This window comes from Alkalimonas cellulosilytica, from assembly GCF_036325985.1.
In the GTDB taxonomy this organism is placed as follows: domain Bacteria; phylum Pseudomonadota; class Gammaproteobacteria; order Enterobacterales; family Alteromonadaceae; genus Alkalimonas; species Alkalimonas cellulosilytica.
Window position 1 is genome coordinate 188,579 of sequence record NZ_JAUHLI010000003.1, and the last position, 15,377, is coordinate 203,955.

Consider the following 15,377-nt stretch of genomic DNA (forward strand, 5'->3'; position numbering starts at 1 on the left):
CCTCATGAAAACAGAAACAGTCAATGGCTGTCAGCCCGACTAAAACAATAGTTTAGGATCTCTCGATCGCACTTTGCTTAATAATAACAAATTTACTTTATCGTGAACAATTGATTGAATGTAGATAATTAAGTAAAATTTATGGTTAGTTCTGTTTTGAAACGACGTAGCTTTACCACAAGGAATGAATACAACCATGACGAGTACAACTCATGAGCAAGATTTAAACGATGTAGATCAATCTGTTAGCCCTGATCTTACATCCAACCTGACTGATAGCTCTACCCATGGTTCGCAAGGAAGCAGTGCAGATAGAACCCAATTGCTCACAACAGCGACAAAAGAAATCACCACAGCTGCCAGCTCCCACCTTAAAGTCGGCAGTATGCTGCAGCAACGCTATCAAATCGAGAAGTTGATTGGCTCTGGCGGTATCAGTCATATTTACCGGGCACGGGATACATTCCTGGAACAAGCAGGCATTGCTGAGCCATTTGTCGCAATCAAGGTATTGCAAAAACAGTTTGTCGATCAGCCAGAAGCGCTGCAGCTGTTGTTGCAAGAAGCCCGGAAAACACAACAGCTCGCTCACCCCAATATTATTCGCTTATTTGATGTCAGTTCAGACGAAGGGCATTTCTTTCTGGTGATGGAATATCTGGATGGTGAAACCCTAGAGCAAGTGATCAACCGCTATAAACCTAATGGATTGCCCTATAAATTTGCACAGAAGCTACTAGAGCAAATTGCCGATGGCCTCGCATACGCTCACCAGCAAGGGATAGTGCATGCAGATTTAAAGCCAGCCAATATTATGCTGGATCGAAACGGCCATGTGAAACTGCTGGATTTTGGGGTCGCCCAGAAGTTACAACAAAATGTAGATATCTATGCGGCTCAAGAGCAATCACAGGCGACACCGGTCAGTGGCTTTACACCAGCCTATGCCAGTGCAGAGCTATTGGCTGGCCATGCACCGACACCATCGGATGATGTGTATTCTTTTGCGTGTCTGGCTTACGAGCTGTTAACCAGCAAACACCCATTTCACCGTTTGCCTGCCGATAAAGCCCAGCGTGAGCAGAAAAAAGCCAGTAAGCCGGCCCATTTAAATTTCTTACAATGGGCAGCCTTTCGCCGTGCATTGATGTTTGATGGCAATAAACGGACCGCTTCAGTGGGCCAATTAATGCGTCAGTTAAATCGTCCGGTATGGCCGGTATTTTTGACAACTGCCGCAGGCATTATGATGCTGACCGCAGGCATTTCTTATGTTCAGGGACAGCAAGGTTCATTGCAAGAGTTACAACAAGCTTTAGCCGCACATCAAGCGACTTTGTCGTATCAAGCCAACCTGGTACAACTTCAACCGACAGAAGTCCTTGAAGAGCTGGAAAAGCTCACTGATCACAACCCAATTATTTCGTCCGGTCTGCTCAACTTTCACGCCTCAACCATGCTGAGCTATTTTGAGCAACAAATAGACACCTTATTAAGTGACCGGTCAGAGCGCTATCCAAATTACATTGAAATTGAACATTTAACCGAACAAGCAGGCCAACTTTATCCGGACTCTCACCAATTAGCAGCGGTTCGCAATCGGGTTGCCCGTAGTAAACAAAGCGCCATTGAGGTACTGCAAAACCAACTCACAACCATGTTAGTGGCACAAAATTACAGCCGGGATCCTGAGGCAACGAACCCATACCAGGTACTGGCAGACTTAAAGCGGATTGACCCAAGCTACCAGCCGCAGCCAAATGAAGAAGCCGTGCAACTTTTTGTTCAGGATTTCGAGTTGGCGATGTATGAACATAATGCGGCAAAACTGCAGCAATTGCTCAGCATTGGGCAAGCAGCATTTTTCGCTGTAGAGCAGGCTCAACCACTGATTGAGCAAGGTCTGCATATGCAATCAGCGATCGATGCCATGGCTTATTACCAAAAGCAGCATGAGCAAGGCAGTGAGCCTGAATTTCCATATGCTGCCGCAGAAGTATTTTATCAGTATCGCTTTCGTGCATTAAGCAGCGCACTGGAACAAAGCGAAGAAACAGCGGAAGTGGATGCAATCTACGATCAATGGCAGCAGTATGCGGCCATTTGGCCGAATGATTTTGAACTAAACATTCGCTTACGGCGGCAATTAGCCGATAAATACCTGACACTCTCGGGCGAACTACTTAAAACACACCAGGTACGTAATGCAGAGCGCCTGATGCGGCGGGCGAATGAATTGATGGTCAGTGTCAGTGGCTAGATCAAGCAGACGGCAACAACTCAACTTGAGTTGTTGCCGCGTTGTAGCTATTAAAGATAAACCAGAATTTCAATGCGACGATTCTGTGCCTGACCAGCGGCAGAGTTATTATCAGCGATTGGCTCATCCGGTCCTTTACCATGGTACCCCAGCTTATCGGACTGAAGGCCCAAACCAAGCAGGTATTCAGTGACCACTTTTGCTCTTTCACGGGAAAGTTGCAGATTGTAGTCATAATTACCGCGATTATCGGTATGCCCCAATACCTCTAGTGCCTGGTAATCAATTTGATGCAGCGCATTGCTCAATGTTTCCAGAGCTTGCTTTTGCTCTGCTGTGATGTCTCTGGCAGCAAACTCAAAGCTGGTCACACCTGGGAAAGTGATCTTGAATTGCTCTGAGCTAAGCTCCTGCAATGAAATATGCTGGAAGCCATTCAGATGTTCATTCAGCACCAAACCCGGGCTTTGTGCATAGACAGAGCTGGTATTTTGCTCCGAGGTATTGGTACTGCTTTGCATATTGGCTGCACAACCACTAAGAGCCACAGCACAAGCAACCGAAAGCGCAACACGTCCAAATGTAATCATAAAAACACTCCTGTAAATTTAGGTTCAAATATTTTGCGGAATATATACATTATTGTGCCTGATTTCAATCTTTGTCTGCGCTGTTATCGCACGCTGGCTTGCAATAGCATCAGGATTACCACAAGATAATTCCTTGCAAGACCTTGAATGCGCCGACTGTTCAGACATGAGCCGACAACTTCATGGCAGGTGGTGGCTTCATTAGAGAGAATCTACTTATGCAAACCCTTCGATCTGGTCTATTTTTGAGCAGTTTCGCCGCAGCCTTGACATGGATGTCCGTTGTCGCTGCTGAGCAGCCTGCTGGCTATGCCGCCGTTGCCAGCCCGGATGCCTATGGCGCCATAACTGCACAGCAGATTTTGCAGCAAGGCGGCAATGCGGTAGATGCCGCCGTTGCCACCGCCTTTAGTTTGGCCGTGACTTACCCGGAAGCCGGTAATCTCGGTGGCGGCGGCTTTATGGTGATTTGGTTTGAAGGCGAGCCGTATTATCTTGATTACCGGGAAACAGCGCCATTAGCATCGTACCGGGATATGTACCTCGATGATGACCGCCAGGTGATTGATAATCTGAGTTTGATTGGGCATTTAGCATCCGGTGTGCCAGGCACCGTGATGGGCATGTGGCAGGCGCATCAGCGCTTTGGCTCCCTGCCATGGTCTGTGTTGGTGCAACCGGCCATTGAGTTGGCTGAGCAGGGTTTTAAGGTGCCAGAGACTTTGCAGCAATACGGTGGCAGTGCGCTTGAGCGCTACCGGGGCAAAACCAATTTTGCCGATTACTTTGCCAACATGGCCCCAGGTGAGTTATTTCAGCAACCAGAGCTGGCGGCGACTTTACGTCGTATCGCGGCACAGGGTGCTGCCGATTTTTACCAGGGGAAAACGGCTGAGCTAGTCGTGGCAGAAATGCAGCGCGGTGGCGGTTTGATAAGTTTAGAGGATCTGGCCAGTTATCAGGCCCTCTGGCGCGAGCCACTCATTTTCCCCTGGCGCGATTACCAGCTAATTACGGTGACACCACCAAGCTCAGGCGGTATTGCGCTCAGTCAGTTGCTAAGTTTAAAGCAGCATCGCCAGCACGATTTTGCAGGTGTCAGCCATAACTCGGCGCAGTATGTGCATTTACTGGCCGAGATTTCCAAGCGGGTCTTTGCCGACAGGGCCGATTACCTGGGTGATCCGGCGTTTACCAAGGTACCGCAGCAACAGTTGCTGACTGACGATTACCTGGCGCGTCGGGCCCGGGAAATTAACCCGGACGCCATCTCAGCCACAGAGCACGTCAAACCCGGCTTGGAATCCCCACAAACCACGCATTTTTCCATTGTCGATCATGCCGGCAATGCGGTGGCCAATACCTATACTTTGAATCTGGATTTTGGCAGTGGTGTGGTGGTGACAGGTGCTGGATTTTTAATGAATAACGAAATGGATGACTTTGCCATCAAGCCAGGGGTTCCCAATGCCTTTGGGGTGGTAGGTGGCAATGCCAACGCCATCGAACCGGGTAAGCGGATGCTGTCCTCGATGACACCCAGCTTGTTGGTGCAGGAAAACGAGGTACGGCTGGTGCTGGGTACCCCCGGCGGCTCCACCATCTTTACCTCGGTCTTTCAGGTGATCAATAACCTGTATGATTTCGGTATGTCACTCGAAGATGCCGTGGCAGCACCGCGTTTTCACCATCAGTTACTGCCCAAAGATCAGATTGCCATCGAGCCGTATCAGCCTCTGAGCGAGCAGGTTCAACAGCAGCTTACTGCTATGGGCTACCGTATCCATCTGCAGCGCTGGAGCCTGGGGGATATCCAGGCCATTCAGCGCACAGCACAGGGCACTACTGCGGTCGCCGATCCCAGGGGACGCGGCCTGGCACTGGTGATTGAGCCAACACAGCAGGAAGCTAAGCCCTCTCAGGCAGATCCAGTCACCACATCGGTGGTTGGTAGTACAATGTAAACATTTTCGAACATCAGATCATCAGGCTGGCTGGTCGGAATGAGCTGCACAAAGTAGTCTCCCACCTGATTGACTGGCAGGCATTGATCGACAGCAAAAACATGGTCGGTATGCGGCTTGTCCCAGCTCGCCAATTGCCGGGCTTTGGCTTTTTGCTTGGCGTCGGCCCGGTCTTTGGCAACCACCAGCAGATAACGGTGATCTTCGCCAAAGACAGCCTCGTGATAGCCACCCAGATTTAAAAAGAACAACTTGTATTCTTGCTGCACCGGTTCTTGCACCAGCTGCAGCTGAAATCCATCCACCGTCCGTGCCCGCATCCAGGCATCCATGTGCAGTCCTTTAGGCTCGGCAAACCATAGCTGACGAAGCTGCGGATAAGTCTGCTCCAAGGTTTCGCCTGCCACAAAAACCACATCATGCAACTCGGTATTGGCTCGTGGATGCGAGCCTCCGAGCATCACCATAAATAAATCCACACCACAGTCCTCTGTTCTTTTTGCGGCAGTATAGCCAGTTAAGCATGTACTGCCAATTGCAGAGACCTATGGCGGGGATCAAGGCAAATGCATTCGGATCTCTTCCAGACAGCTAGGATCTTCAATGGTGGATGGCACTTGTGGTGTTTTACCATCTGCTATCTCGCGCAGTACTTTTCGCAAAATTTTACCGGAGCGGGTTTTCGGCAGTTTTTGCACGATTTTAGCCTGCTTAAAGCAAGCCACAGCGCCGATGTCTTCGCGCACCATGGCGACCAGCTCCTGCTCCAGTTGCTCTGGCGAAATGGCGCTGCCATTTTTCACCATCACCAGACCAAAGGGCAATTGGCCTTTTAATGCATCGGCAATGCCTATCACACAGCACTCAGCCACCGCCGGATGACGGGCAATGATCTCCTCCATTTCCCCGGTCGATAAACGGTGACCAGCCACATTGATCACATCATCGGTCCGTCCCATAATAAAGACATAACCATCTTCATCGATGTAACCACCATCGCCACTGCTGTAGTAGCCGGGGAAGTTGCTCAAGTACCCTGCCTCAAAGCGCTCATCATTGCCCCAGATGGTTTGCAGGCAGCCTGGTGGCAACGGCAGTTTGATAGCAATATTGCCTTGCTGATTGGCCGGCAATACTCTGCCGGCATCATCCAGCACCTCGATGCAAAATCCTGGCACCGGCACTGAGGATGAACCCGGTTTTACCGGCAAGGGCTCAATGCCCATCAGATTGGCACAAATGGGCCAGCCGGTTTCGGTTTGCCACCAGTGATCGACCACAGGCTTACCGGTTTTTTCAGTGGTCCAGTCGTAGGTGGCCGGATCCAGCCGCTCCCCGGCCATAAAGATGCACTCAAGCACACTTAAATCATAATCTTGCAATAACTGCGCGTCCGGATCGTCTTTTCGAATGGCCCGAAACGCCGTGGGTGCAGCAAACAACACCTTGGCCCGATACTGCTGACACAAACGCCAGAAAGCACCGGCATCCGGGGTCATCACCGGCTTGCCTTCGTATAACACTGTGGTACAACCCGCAATTAAGGGGCCATACACAATGTACGAGTGCCCCACCACCCAGCCAACATCGGATGCTGCAAAAAATACATCGCCCGCCTGTACATTGTAAATTGCGGCCATGCTGTAGTTCAGTGCCACCGCATAACCACCATGGTCACGTACCACCCCTTTTGGTTTGCCGGTGGTGCCCGAGGTATACAAAATATAGAGTGGATGATCGCTCGCAACCGGAACAGCCTTAGCCGGTTGAGCACTGGCTAAGGCTTGATGCCAATCGTGATCACGCCCGGGTTGCAGTTCGGCGGCTAACTGCGCACGCTGCACAATCAAGCTGGCCACCGGCTGATGGGATGCCAGGGTCAGTGCTTTATCCAGCAGTGGTTTGTAGGGAATAACTTTGGTGACCTCAATGCCACAACTGGCACTGATAATCAGCTTGGGGCTAGCATCATCAATCCGTATGGCCAGCTCATGAGCAGCAAAACCACCAAACACCACCGAGTGAATGGCGCCAAGCCGTGCCACGGCCAGCATGGCAATCACCGCTTCCGGGATCATCGGCATATAGATCACCACCCGATCGCCGGTGGTAACGCCAAGCTGCTGCATGGCTCCGGCGCATTGCTCAACTTGCTGCAACAGCTGGCTATAGGTGTAGCATTGCTGAGTATTGGTGACCGGGGAGTCGTAAATCAGCGCATTTTGCTCCCCCCTGCCGGCTGCCACATGCTGATCCAGAGCCAGATAACTGCAATTTAACCTGCCATCACCAAACCAGCGGTAGCGGTTGGCTGATAGCTGCTCTAAAGCTTTGCCTGGAAGCTGAAACCACGGCAACTGCTGCGCTTGTTCCAGCCAAAAGGTTTCGGGATCGGTCATCGCTGTGTGATAGTGTGCCTGATAGCTCGTCATTGCCCTGCTCCATTCAAAATCAGCTCATTAACCTTAGAGCTTATAAGGCTACTTTACTGCAGAATGTTGGGCTTGCAACTTAGACTATGGGCGTACAAACTGACATTCAATCAGTACCGGTGCGTGATCACTGCTGTAGGCATCCAAACTGTAATCCGGCCGAACCAGGTGTTTATCGACCGTATGGTAACTGAGCACATCGGCCCGACAAGCCGGATGCTGACCTGCAAACTCATCCGATAACAAGATATAGTCCAGCACTGAGCCGCTGGAGCCATAGTAGTGGGTAGCTGGCCGCACGACACCCGGGCTGGCTTGCTGCTGGTTTGCCAACGCTAACGCATCGTGCAGCCGGACAGGATTCCAGCCAGAGGCTTCAAGTCCATTCGCATTAGCTTGTTGTTGCCAGAGTTCGCCAGCCTCAGTAAGAATTGCTAAAGGGGAGGCTTCGCTTAAGGTATCATTTAAATCTCCCATCAGCACCAGTGGCAGGCGCTGCTGCTGTCGTCTTTGGCAGAGTGCGTGGATCAAAAGATGGGCTTCGGTTCCTCGTTGCACCGTGGATGCCCAACTGCCAAAGGCTGCATGCAATGAGCTATTATCGACCTCAGGCAATAAAGTCAGATCAAGCTGAGGTCGCTTGGACTTTAAATGCACCACACAGCAATCCAGCGCCCCGAAAGCCGGCAGCTGAATGGTTGCCCGCAGAGGCAGTCGGCTAAAGTGCAAGCCTGCTAAGCCTGCGGCACTGAGCAAGGCAGGATCTGCGGTTAAAGCCGCGCAGGAGGTTACTTCATAGCGGGATGCCAATGCCACCACCGGCTTGTGATAAATGTAATCGGATACAAGTTCTGGCTGTTGCACCACCACAAAAAACGGATAACCCAGCGCAAGCAATTGTTGCTGCAGGGCCTCACAGCTAAAAACCTCCTGAAAGCCAATAATATCGGGCTGCTGTTGCTCAATAAACTGCTGAAGCCATTGCTGCTTTTGCTGCCACTGCGCCTGGGTATAGATAGCATCGTACTCGTAGCTGGCAAGCGGCGGCTCGATGTAATTGAGCAAATTGACACTGGCAATACGAAAACGGAAAGGAGACGACATCACGTAACAAAGGATCCTGTTGGTTAAAAGTACCTGCATCAGGGACGTGGAGTTTGCACCTCAGCCTCAGACTGGGTACCATGCGGTTAAGTCACAATAACTATAAAGGAAATAGTTGCTCATGGTAAAACAACTTGCGGTTAGTTTTGCGCTGGCAGCCGGTAGCTGTCAGCTAGTTGCCCAAACGGTCTCAGTCCCGGCACAGGATCAGTTTTTCGAAAATATCGCCCGCTATTGTGGCCAGGCCTTTGAAGGCAGGGTCACCGAAGCTAACTTTACCGGTGTTGAAACCTTTACTGAGAACCGCCTGGTAATGCATGTCCGCCGTTGCAGCGACGATCGGCTGGAAATTCCTTTTCATATCGGTGACAACCACTCCCGCACCTGGATCCTGACCAAAACCGGCTCTGGTATTCAACTGAAGCATGATCACCGTACTGAAGAAGGTGTGCCTGACAATGCCACCATGTATGGTGGTCACACGGTGGATGCAGGTTGGCCGCATGCTCAGTCTTTTCCAGCTGATGATTTTTCCAAACACGATTTTATTCGCCGCCGTCAACCGCAATCCTTGTGGAATACCTGGCATATGTACATCTATCCCGGGGAGTTTTTTGCCTATCGCTTAACGCGTGAAGGCCGGGAGCTTCGGGTAGATTTTGATTTGACCAAGCCAGTGGACTTGCCACCCACGCCCTGGGGCTATGAAGACACTGAGTAAGCAAAACGGGCCAAAGGGCCCGTTTTTCAATATACCGACAAGCCGAGTTGTTCAGCCAGCCGGGTTACCATGAACATAGCACGACAGGAGTTGCCAAAGCTGTTTAAACGGGGGCTCCAGGCGGCGATGACTCCATAATTGGGCACGATGGCAGCAATCCCCCCACCGACGCCGCTTTTGGCTGGTAACCCCACCGTAAAGGCAAACTCTCCCGACTGATCGTACATGCCACTGGTGGATAAAATGGCGTTCACTCTGTGGGCATCACGACGACTGCAAATCATCTGCTCAGTCCAGGGATCCTGGCCACGATTGGCCAAAAATACCAAACTTCGAGCCAGTTGCTCACAACTCATCTCCACCGAGCACTGATAAAAATAGTGATCGAGCACCTGCGGCACTTCCGCTTCTATATTGCCAAAGCTTTTCATCAAATAAGCCAGAGCAGCATTGCGGTTGCCATGCTCTTTTTCCGACTGATAGACGATGTTATCGGCCCAGATTTGCTCAGTACCGGCCAATTTGCGAATAAAGTTTAGTAAGGCGGCTTTACTGGCTGAATAGTGCGATACCAGCATATCCGCCACCACGATGGCACCGGCGTTGATAAAGGGATTGCGCGGAATGCCATGCTCCCACTCCAACTGCACAATGGAGTTAAACGGCTGGCCGGAAGGTTCCATATGCACCCGTTGCCAGACATCATCGCCCAACCGGTTCATCGCCAGTACCAGGCCATAGATTTTCGAAACACTTTGGATGGAGAAACACTGACTGGCATCACCGGCAGTGTGCAGCTCGCCATCCAGGGTAGCGACCGCTATCGCCGTTTGCTCCGGCGCCACCGCAGCCAGGGCCGGAATATAATCAGCCACCTTGCCTTGTTCCGGTAATTGCCGGGCTTCCTGCAACAGACTTTGCAGCAATAAAGAAAGGTTGGATGGTTGTTTTGGTGTTCCTTCCATGCACTACTCAATGTGGTATCGCCTGCCCCAGGCTATAGAGGCAGGCTAAAAACAATGATCAGGATTGCTGACTTGCAATCCAGCTTTCAACACGACGCTGCAGCAGATCCAGCGGCAAGGCGCCACCGCCCAATACGGTGTCATGGAACTGGCGAATATCAAAGCGCTCCCCCAAAGCCTCCTCCGCCTGAGCCCGAAGCTGCTGAATTCGGATCATGCCAATTTTATAGGCAGTAGCCTGCCCTGGCATCACGAAATAGCGACGCACTTCGGAGCGAACCGCTTCTAAAGGGATTGGGGTATGCTGTTGAAAATAGGCAATCGCATCTTCTTCTGTCCAGCCTTTGGCATGCAGTCCGGTATCAACCACCAGACGCACAGCCCGCCACATTTCGGTTACCAAACGGCCAAAATCCGAGTACGGGTCCTGATAAGCGCCCATTTCTTTGGCCAGCAATTCGGAATACAGCGCCCAGCCCTCAGAGTACACCGTAAAGTTGGCCTGAGTACGAAAGCGGGGAATATCCGTTAGCTCTTGCGCAATGGATATTTGCATATGATGACCGGGGTTGCCCTCATGATAAGCAATGGCTTCCATTTCATTTTTCGGCATAGCGCGCATATCGGATAAATGAGCGTAGTACACTCCTGGCCGGCTGCCATCCGGTGTACCGGGGAAATAGTGTTGCGCAGCACCAGGCTGCTCCCGGAATGGCTCCACCCGTTTGACCACCAAATCGGCTTTAGGCAATACCCCAAAATAATCCGGCAGTCGCTCATTGATAAAAGCCAGAAACGCTACCGAGTCGTCAATGTAGGCCTGTCGACCTTCATCGGTGTCCGGATAGAAAAAGCGATCATCGGTGCGAATAAACTGAAAAAACTGCTGCAAATCACCATCAAAACCAACCTGCCGGCGTATGGCTTCCATCTCCGCCGTTAAACGTTCTACTTCTTGCAATCCCAACTGATGGATCTCATCTGCCGTCATAGCGGTAGTAGTCGAAACCTGCAACATATGGTTGTAGTAGGCGCGGCCATTCGGGTGGCTAGAGACACCGGTTGCATTGACCGCAGCCAGTGCCACTTCCTGCTGCAACCAGTCGAGCAGCTTTTGGTAAGCAGGCTGAAAATAACCGGTCAAAGCAGCTCTGGCTTGCTGCTGCAAAACGCCGGCATCGTCATCGTTTAGCAGTGCTTGCTGTTGCAACTGACTGATCTTTTGCTGGGCATTTTGCCATAATGGCGCTACCTGTTCAGACTCCAGCTCAAATGGTTGGCCGCGCAACAGGTTTTCTACCTGCTCGATCACCCCTTCATAGGCAAAACGAGGCGGTCTGATCCCTTGCTCAGTAAAGTGCTGAGCTTGCTCCAGCAATTGCAGCAAGGCCACACTGATCCCTTCCACACGAGCAATGTATGCTTGCATGTCCTCTTTGTTTTCTACCTGATGAAAATTCATCATGATTTGTGGCAATAAGCTGTGCATGCCCTGCATCTGATTGAACAGATAATGATGGTGGCGAAAGTCGGCCGATGCTTTCATTTGCTGGTATTGGTGTAGCCACAAATCAAAGGAAGTTTTGGCTTCATCGGTCAGTAAATCACGGTCAAAACTGCTGGTGAGCTCAGCTACGGTAGCTGCCTTCCAAGCCAGTTGTGCATCTTGTGCCGCCAGGCTCATATCATCGACATCAAACTGACGATCTTTTCGGCCCAGGAACGTCAGCATCAAAGGGCTTTGCTGCAGTTGCTCTTCATACTTGTCATCAAACCAACGGGTCAAACGCTCACTGTGTTGCTGCTGTTGCTCGGCCAGCCCGGTGACAACAGATTGTTCGGTTTGTTGTGCTGGTTGGCAAGCGGTCAAAAGTAACGCCAGTGAAACAGCAACAGCTGAATAACGCATCATGGTCTATCCTTGTGTTTATAGGAGTGATGTTTTTCAAAAAACCAGTTAATACAAAATACCAGCTTTAGGGTTTAATACTGAAAGCAGGTAAAGCGCTTCACTGTTGCAAAAATCCAGCGCTGCCCGCAGATCTGGCTGAATAATACCCAACACTTCCAGTACAAAAGGATCCAGCAAATTAGTTTGCTTATACATTTCAGGGTGAACATTGGCGAGTGCCAGTCGGGAAGAGATATTTAACAACAGCACAGCCGGCTGCCGTAAATGTTTATCCGGTTGGTGCTGCAAGGCTATCGGTTCAATAATCGAGTTGGGTAATTGCCATAACCGTAGCAAAGCAGCACTTAACTCAGCATAGGTAAAACCGAGATGGCGGCGCTGACACTGCCATGGCTTTTCATCCGTAGTGTATTGCTCGCAGCTTTTGGCCAGCTCAGGATCCAACTGACACAAAGCCAATTCACCAATATTATGCAGCAAGCCTGACACATACAGTTGCTCACTCTGCCTCGGGGCAACTTTATTGCCTAAAGCACGGGCAATCAAGGCTGTATGAACGCTTTGCTCCCAGAATCTGTCCATATCAATCGCATTTTGGCTCACTTGCTCACACACACTGATCACGGCGGAGCTAATCACCAGGTTGTAGATGGTTTCAGCACCTAACACCACCAGAGCTTTGCTGATGGTGTCAATTTTCTTGGGCAGATTGTAAATAGCACTATTGGCCAACTTAAGAATTTTACTGGCCAAGGATGGATCAAGCTGAATCACTTCAGCTACCTCGTCCATATCGGCACGCTCTGACTCGAGCAACTGCTTTACCCTTAGGTAAGCATCAGGGAACACAAACACTTCGGTGACATTTTCGGCGTACTGTAGAGCGTTCATCAGACAAGTTCCGGCAATGGTTGGCCAGCTGTTGTGTAAGTATAGTCTTTTGGCTGGCAAATGATGAAATTTGAATGAGAATAACAGATTAGTCATGCCCCCGCGATAGCGGGTAAACAGAAAATCAGGCAGCAGCGAAGCTGCTGCCTGTTGGCTTTAATCGTAGATATGGAACAAGTCAGCATTTAGCCACAAATGCACTGCAATACTGGCAATGTACCCAAGGAAAATCACTGGCGCCCATTTTAGGTGGCCAAAGAAGGTGTAATACCCTCGCGCCTGCCCCATCAAAGCCACACCAGCGGCCGAGCCAATCGACAGCAAGCTGCCACCCACCCCAGCCGTTAAGGTGATCAGCAGCCAATGGCCATGCGACATCTCAGGCTGCATTGCAAGCACAGCAAACATTACCGGGATGTTATCGATCACCGCTGAGATCATGCCTAACAGGATATTGGCCGAGGTTGGATTCCAGCCCTCGTACAACAGATCAGACATCAAGCCTAAATAGCCGAGGAAACCAAGACCACCAACACACATCACAATGCCATAGAAAAATAGCAGGGTGTCCCACTCAGCACGGGAAACCCGGCTGAATACATCAAAAGGCACCACACCACCAAGCCGTTTCAGTTTTTCCTGATCGCCTTCCCGCTCGGCCATCGCTCGTTTACGAGCTAGAGAGCCAGGCAAGGTCATGCGCAGGAAATAACCAAAGAACTGCAGGTATCCTAATCCCATCATCATGCCCAGTACCGGCGGCAAATGAAGCAAGCTATGGCAAAGTACTGCCGTAGCAACGGTTAGCAAGAATAAGGTCAGGATACGCAGGGCGCCGCGCTTTAACTCAACCTCTTCGTAAACCGCCGATGGTTGCCGCTTTTCAACAAAAAAGCTCATTACAGCAGCCGGGATCAGATAATTCACCATGGCCGGTAAAAACAGTACCAAAAACTCGTCGATGCGAACCAGGCCGGCCTGCCACACCATCAAGGTGGTGATATCCCCAAAAGGACTAAAAGCTCCGCCAGCATTGGCTGCAATCACAATATTGACGCAACACAGATTGATAAAGCGTTTATCACCCTCAGCCACCTTCATCACCACAGCACACATCAGCAAGGCAGTGGTCAGGTTATCGGCAATCGGTGAAATAAAGAAGGATAAGAAACCGGTGATCCAAAACAGGTTCTGATAGCTGAAGCCCTTGCGTATCATCCAGGCACGCAGTGCATCAAACAGTCGCCGCTCTTCCAGCGCATTGATGTAGGTCATTGCTACCAGCAAGAATAACATCAGCTCGGCGAATTCCAGTAAGTTATGGCGGAATGCTGCTTCCGTCACCTCCGGTATATCCCGGCTGATATATACCCAACCAATCAGGATCCAAATTAAACCAGCAGCAACCAACACCGGTTTGGATTTACGCATGTGTAGCTTTTCTTCACCCATCACCAACACGTAGGCGACGACAAAGATAGCAATACAGACAAAACCAACTAGGGAACTTGTTAAATCGAGTGGAGCAGCGGATGCAGCAAAAACCGGTGTGCTGAAAAGCAGACACAGCAAACCAGCCAACCACGACACGCAACGGAGACTTTGCATGGCCAGACCTATTTATTTACATTCGGATTAAAGGGACGCATTTACCTGTTGCAGGCGGCGGCATTGTAGCACAGCACTTGGCGAAAAATCAGGATAAAATACCAGAAAATAGCGATAAATTGCCGTATTGCGACTAAAGTAGCAATAATTAAACATCTGTATCCAATCAGAGCTATTTCTATTGGGTAAGTATGCAGAAAAATTTTCTACCGGTTGCTGAAAAATGCAGCGCAGGCCACTACACATGGCCTGCGCCAGCAGGAAGGATACTCAGATCTTAGCGACTGGCTACTTGTGCCAGCGCATCCTGACACAATCGAGTCACTTTTTGCCAATCACCGGCTGCAATTGCCTCGGTAGGCAACACCCAGGAGCCGCCAACACAGGCCACATTGGGTAGTGCCAGGTACTCCAAAAAATTCTTTTCGTTGATACCACCGGTCGGGCAAAAGCGCACTTCAGAAAAAGGGCCATGAATGGATTTCAGAGTCTTAACACCGCCGGCAGCTTCAGCCGGGAAGAATTTAAAATGGGTGTAGCCAAGAGCCAACCCTTCCATCAATTCCGAAATACTGGCTATACCCGGGATTAATGGAATCACAGAGTCTTTACCTGCCTGCAGAAGCTCGCGGGTCATGCCGGGACTAATCGCAAAACGGGCGCCAGCATCAATGACCTGCTGCAATTGTTGTGACGAGGTCACCGTACCGGCACCAACAATGGCTTCGGGAACCTCTTTGCTCAAAAGCCGAATCGCTTCCATGGCAACCGGTGTGCGTAAGGTCACTTCCAACACCCGTAAACCACCTGCGACCAGTGCCTTAGCCATAGGGACTGCTTCTGCCAAATCATTGATGACTATCACCGGAACTACAGGGCCCTGCGCAAACAAGGTTGCAGGATCTAATTGCCAATTTTCAAATGCCATAA

12 protein-coding genes are annotated in these 15,377 nt (G+C 50.6%); 3 read left to right on the forward strand and 9 right to left on the reverse strand.

Annotation, left to right across the window (positions count from 1 at the left end; genetic code table 11):
* Positions 1-196: 196 nt before the first annotated feature.
* Positions 197-2,260 (forward strand): serine/threonine-protein kinase, encoded by a 2,064-nt coding sequence (locus tag QWY20_RS04190; RefSeq protein ID WP_330127783.1) that lies wholly within the window; start codon positions 197-199, stop codon positions 2,258-2,260.
* A gap of 50 nt (positions 2,261-2,310) precedes the next feature.
* On the opposite strand, the gene QWY20_RS04195 is transcribed toward QWY20_RS04190, so the two are convergent.
* Positions 2,311-2,850, reverse strand: coding sequence for an OmpA family protein (locus tag QWY20_RS04195; protein WP_330127784.1), 540 nt, complete (start codon positions 2,848-2,850; stop codon positions 2,311-2,313).
* A 275-nt stretch (positions 2,851-3,125) separates the two neighbouring features.
* Here QWY20_RS04195 and ggt point away from each other — a divergent pair, with 275 nt between their 5' ends.
* The gene (gene ggt / locus QWY20_RS04200) at positions 3,126-4,814 is read left to right on the forward strand and encodes a gamma-glutamyltransferase (protein ID WP_330127785.1); all 1,689 of its coding nucleotides are present in this window, start codon (positions 3,126-3,128) and stop codon (positions 4,812-4,814) included.
* Here ggt and QWY20_RS04205 read toward each other — a convergent pair.
* The 3 genes from QWY20_RS04205 to QWY20_RS04215 all read right to left on the reverse strand — a co-directional run bounded on the left by QWY20_RS04205 (position 4,769) and on the right by QWY20_RS04215 (position 8,350).
* Positions 4,769-5,281 carry a DUF1543 domain-containing protein gene (locus tag QWY20_RS04205; RefSeq protein WP_330127850.1) on the reverse strand — a complete coding sequence of 171 codons (513 nt, stop codon included), beginning with the start codon at positions 5,279-5,281 and terminating at the stop codon, positions 4,769-4,771. The two genes, ggt and QWY20_RS04205, sit on opposite strands and share 46 nt — an antisense overlap.
* A 90-nt stretch (positions 5,282-5,371) precedes the next feature.
* Positions 5,372-7,246 (reverse strand): propionyl-CoA synthetase, encoded by a 1,875-nt coding sequence (locus QWY20_RS04210; protein WP_330127786.1) that lies wholly within the window; start codon positions 7,244-7,246, stop codon positions 5,372-5,374.
* Between the two features lie 84 nt (positions 7,247-7,330).
* Positions 7,331-8,350, reverse strand: coding sequence for an endonuclease/exonuclease/phosphatase family protein (locus QWY20_RS04215; protein WP_330127787.1), 1,020 nt, complete (start codon positions 8,348-8,350; stop codon positions 7,331-7,333).
* Positions 8,351-8,471: 121 nt separating this feature from the next.
* Here QWY20_RS04215 and QWY20_RS04220 point away from each other — a divergent pair, with 121 nt between their 5' ends.
* Positions 8,472-9,071, forward strand: coding sequence for a hypothetical protein (locus tag QWY20_RS04220; RefSeq protein WP_330127788.1), 600 nt, complete (start codon positions 8,472-8,474; stop codon positions 9,069-9,071).
* A 26-nt stretch (positions 9,072-9,097) separates the two neighbouring features.
* Here QWY20_RS04220 and glsB read toward each other — a convergent pair whose 3' ends face one another.
* The 5 genes from glsB to QWY20_RS04245 form a co-directional block, all read right to left on the reverse strand.
* Positions 9,098-10,036 carry a glutaminase B gene (gene glsB / locus QWY20_RS04225; RefSeq protein WP_330127789.1) on the reverse strand — a complete coding sequence of 313 codons (939 nt, stop codon included), beginning with the start codon at positions 10,034-10,036 and terminating at the stop codon, positions 9,098-9,100.
* A 58-nt stretch (positions 10,037-10,094) separates the two neighbouring features.
* The gene (locus tag QWY20_RS04230; RefSeq protein WP_330127851.1) at positions 10,095-11,945 is read right to left on the reverse strand and encodes a DUF885 domain-containing protein; all 1,851 of its coding nucleotides are present in this window, start codon (positions 11,943-11,945) and stop codon (positions 10,095-10,097) included.
* 48 nt (positions 11,946-11,993) lie between these two features.
* The gene (locus QWY20_RS04235) at positions 11,994-12,839 is read right to left on the reverse strand and encodes an HDOD domain-containing protein (RefSeq protein WP_330127790.1); all 846 of its coding nucleotides are present in this window, start codon (positions 12,837-12,839) and stop codon (positions 11,994-11,996) included.
* 156 nt (positions 12,840-12,995) lie between these two features.
* Positions 12,996-14,447, reverse strand: coding sequence for a sodium:proton antiporter NhaD (gene nhaD, locus QWY20_RS04240; protein WP_330127791.1), 1,452 nt, complete (start codon positions 14,445-14,447; stop codon positions 12,996-12,998).
* 277 nt (positions 14,448-14,724) lie between these two features.
* The gene (locus QWY20_RS04245; RefSeq protein WP_330127792.1) at positions 14,725-15,375 is read right to left on the reverse strand and encodes a bifunctional 4-hydroxy-2-oxoglutarate aldolase/2-dehydro-3-deoxy-phosphogluconate aldolase; all 651 of its coding nucleotides are present in this window, start codon (positions 15,373-15,375) and stop codon (positions 14,725-14,727) included.
* Between the last annotated feature and the right edge of the window lie 2 nt (positions 15,376-15,377).